The sequence below is a fragment of the Phycisphaerae bacterium genome, from assembly GCA_012729815.1.
Classification (GTDB): Bacteria; Planctomycetota; Phycisphaerae; order JAAYCJ01; family JAAYCJ01; genus JAAYCJ01.
Window position 1 is genome coordinate 1 of record JAAYCJ010000051.1, and the last position, 3,040, is coordinate 3,040.

General features: G+C 61.7%; 2 protein-coding genes. One reads left to right on the forward strand and one right to left on the reverse strand.

Going from position 1 to position 3,040, the window contains the following annotated elements; genetic code table 11:
• Positions 1–246 (forward strand): polyphosphate kinase 2 (locus GXY33_03870; GenBank protein ID NLX04265.1); only part of this gene is annotated, 246 nt, incomplete at its 5' end.
• A 22-nt stretch (positions 247–268) separates the two neighbouring features.
• Here GXY33_03870 and carB read toward each other — a convergent pair.
• A partial coding sequence (gene carB / locus GXY33_03875) for a carbamoyl-phosphate synthase large subunit (protein NLX04266.1) occupies positions 269–3,040 on the reverse strand: 2,772 nt, incomplete at its 5' end.

Genomic DNA, 3,040 nt, shown 5'->3' on the forward strand with positions numbered 1-3,040 from the left:
GCCAAGGACGAGATGTTTGCCTATACCGACACCAAGCAGTCGCCCTGGTATGTTGTCAATGCCGATATCAAGCGCCACGCCCGGCTCAACTGCATCAGTCACCTGCTCAGCCTGATCCCGTACGAGGATCTGACGCCGGACCCGATCAAGCTGCCGCCGCGCCAGGTTGACTCAGGCTACGTCCGCCCGCCGTTCAGCGAACAGACCTTCGTGCCCGACCGTTACGGCAAGGCGGTCAAGAACTGAGTTGGTCGTTCTGCGACCCGGTTCAGATCGGATCCAGATCCTGTCCCGGTTCGATCGCCGCATGGTATTCCTGCAGCGACTTGAGCTGGTCGGGCGCATAGCCTTTGCGCAGGAAAGCCGCGATGCCGCGCACGCTGGCCAGGGCTGCGGTCATGGTCGTGATGTAGGGAATCTTGTAACGGATCGCCGCCTTGCGGATGTACGAGTCATCGTACTGGCTGCGCCGGCCTGCCGCCGTGTTGATCACCAGCTGCAGCTCGCGGTTCGTCAAGTGGTCGAGAATGTTCGGGCGGCCTTCGTACAGTTTTTTGACCGGAATCGACTCGACGCCCGCTGCGGCGAAGTAGCGGTGGCAGCCTTCCGTTGCCATGACCTGGAACCCGATCTGGCAAAATGCCCGGGCCACATCCAGGGCTTCCGGCTTGTCGGCGTCGTTGACGCTGATCAGCACCGTGCCCGAGGTCGGCAGCGAAGCCTGGGCGGCCTCCTGAGACTTGAAGTAAGCCAGTTCAAATGAGTCCGCCAGACCCAGCACTTCACCGGTTGAGCGCATTTCCGGGCCGAGCACCGGATCGACCTCCGGAAACATGTTGAAGGGGAAAACCGCTTCTTTGACGCCGAAGTGGCGCAGCTTGTTCTGACGCAGGCTCGTAACAGACGAGGGCACCCCCTTGACCGCGTTCATGATCAGCTCGGTGGCGATGCGCGCCATGGAGATATTGCAGACCTTGGAGACCAACGGCACGGTCCGGGACGCGCGCGGGTTGGCTTCCAGGACGTAGACTTTATTGTCGGCGATCGCGTACTGCATGTTCATCAAGCCGACGACGTGCAGCTCGCGGGCGATCCGCCGGGTGTAGTCGGTGATGGTCCGGATATGCTCCGCAGCGATGCTGATCGGCGGGATGACGCAAGCGGAGTCACCGGAATGGATTCCGGCCAATTCGATATGCTCCATGACGGTGGGCACGAAGGCATCGCGGCCGTCCGCGATCGCGTCGGCCTCGGCTTCAGTCGCGTGGCTGAGAAACTTGTCGATTAGGATCGGCCGGTCCGGCGTGACACCGACCGCCGCACCCATGTACTGGCGCAGCATGTCCTCATCTAAGACCACTTCCATACCGCGGCCGCCCAGCACGTAGGACGGGCGAACCATCAGGGGATAGCCGATGCGGCTGGCGATAGCCACGGCGTCATCGATCGTGACGGCCATGCCCGACTCCGGCATGGGGATCTGCAGCTTGTCCATGATCTGTCGGAACCGGTCGCGGTCTTCCGCCAGGTCGATCATGTCCGGTGATGTCCCCAGGATGCGTACGCCGGCCTGCTCCAGTTCGGCTGCGATGTTAAGCGGGGTCTGGCCGCCGAACTGGACGATAACCCCCAGCGGCTGTTCCTTTTCATAGATACTCAGCACGTCTTCGACCGTCAGCGGCTCGAAATAAAGCTTGTCCGACGTGTCGTAATCGGTTGAAACCGTCTCCGGGTTGCAGTTGACCATGACGCTCTCATAGCCCATGTCGCGCAGCGCGAAAGCGGTGTGCACGCAGCAATAGTCGAACTCGATCCCCTGCCCGATCCGATTGGGCCCGCCGCCCAGCACCATCACTTTCGGGCGGTCGCTGACCGATGTTTTGTCGGGCGCGTTGTAGGTGGAAAAGTAATAAGCCGCGTCCAGCACGCCGCTGACCGGCACCGGTTCCCAGCCTTCGACCACGCCCAGGGCGATTCGCTGATCACGGATCACCTTTTCGCTGGTTTGAAGCAGCTTGGCCAGGTAGCGGTCGGCGAATCCGTCCCGCTTGGCCCGGATCAGAAGCTCGTCAGGGAGCACGCCGCCTCGGTAAGCCAGGAGCTGTTCCTCGAGCTGGACCAGTTCCAGCATCTGCTGCAAGAACCAGGGCTTGATGTAGGTCATCTGGTATAACTGTTCAATATCAGCGCCCTTGCGCAACGCCTCGTAGAGGATGAACTGGCGTTCGCTGGTCGGCTCGACCAGCAGCTGCAGCAGGTCCTCCAGGCTGCGGTCATGGAAATCGCGGGCAAACCCGAGGCCGTAGCGGTTAATCTCCAGCGAGCGGATGGCCTTCTGAAGGGCCTCCTTGTAGTTTTTGCCGATGCTCATCACTTCGCCGACGGCACGCATCTGTGTGCCGAGCTTATCCTGAACCCCAACAAATTTTTCGAACGCCCACCGGGCGAACTTGACGACCACGTAGTCGCCCGACGGCGTGTAGCGGTCGAGCGTGCCGTCGCGCCAGTAGGGAATTTCATCGAGCGTCAGCCCGGCGGCCAGCATTGCAGAGATCAGGGCGATCGGAAACCCGGTGGCCTTGGAGGCCAGGGCAGACGAACGCGAGGTGCGCGGATTGATCTCGATGATCACGACCCGGCCGGTTTTCGGATCGTGGGCGAACTGCACATTGGTGCCGCCGATCACCTCGATCGCCTCGACAACCTGGTAGGCGTACGCCTGCAGACGAGCCTGCAGTTCGGCGGAAATCGTCAGCATCGGCGCCGAACAGAACGAGTCGCCGGTATGGACCCCGATCGCGTCGATGTTCTCGATAAAACAGACCGTAATCATCTGGTTCTTGGCGTCGCGCACCACTTCCAGTTCGAGTTCTTCCCAGCCCAGAACCGATTCCTCGACCAGAATCTGCCCGACCAGGCTGGCCGCGATGCCGCGCGCGGCGATGACACGCAGTTCCTCGATGTTGTAGACCAGGCCGCCGCCCGTCCCGCCCATGGTATAGGCTGGCCGGATCACCACCGGGTAACCGAGAATCTGGGC